General features: G+C 55.8%; 1 protein-coding gene and 1 pseudogene. One reads left to right on the top strand and one right to left on the bottom strand.

Annotation, left to right across the window (positions count from 1 at the left end; genetic code table 11):
* A pseudogene (locus O7B34_RS31900) lies at positions 1–156 on the top strand (protein-L-isoaspartate(D-aspartate) O-methyltransferase); the annotation flags it as partial.
* 92 nt (positions 157–248) lie between these two features.
* Here O7B34_RS31900 and gloA2 read toward each other — a convergent pair.
* Positions 249–602: an SMU1112c/YaeR family gloxylase I-like metalloprotein gene (gene gloA2 / locus O7B34_RS31895; RefSeq protein ID WP_337149711.1), complete on the bottom strand. Its 354-nt coding sequence runs from the start codon at positions 600–602 to the stop codon at positions 249–251.
* Between the last annotated feature and the right edge of the window lie 6 nt (positions 603–608).

Raw genomic sequence — 608 nt, 5'->3', positions numbered from 1 at the left:
GCTTTACTGAATCAGCTCAAGCCAGGGGGACGCCTTGTTCTGCCTTTGGCGTCTGAAGAAGTACAGTTTCTGACTATCATCGACAAGGATGCTGCTGGGCAACTCGAGACTCGGAAACTCATCCCGGTTCGGTTCAGCCGGCTTGAAACCATCTAACGAGGTGCGCACAATTGCCGCGACTTCACTTTTTACGACCGTCAGCCGGATGCCGGCAGCTGCGCACTCTTCTCGTCGCAATCCTCCGGCTGTCAAACTCGATCCTCGTAGACCTCAATTGGGAGACCATCGGGGTCTGCCACGAAAGTAAACGGACGGCCTGTGTGTGGGTCTATGCGGATAGGCTCAACTTCGACACCTCGTGCCCGAAGCAACCGGGCTGTCGCCTCTACCGAGTCCACCGAGAATGCTACATGTCGTAGCCCGCATGCCTCAGGCCTGGTCGGCCGGCTGGGCGGCATGGGAAAACTGAACAATTCGATCTGGACGGGACCATGCCGCAAGTCGCACTTCCAAGATTGCTTTTCGGCGCGCCAATTTTCGTCGACGATGACGAAATCGAGTTTATTGTAGAACTGCTTCGACAGCTCGTAGTCACTGCAGATGATTGC

The organism is Mesorhizobium sp. Cs1299R1N3 (genome assembly GCF_037179625.1).
Classification (GTDB): Bacteria; Pseudomonadota; Alphaproteobacteria; order Rhizobiales; family Rhizobiaceae; genus Mesorhizobium; species Mesorhizobium salmacidum.
This window is presented reverse-complemented; position numbering and strand designations above follow the sequence as displayed.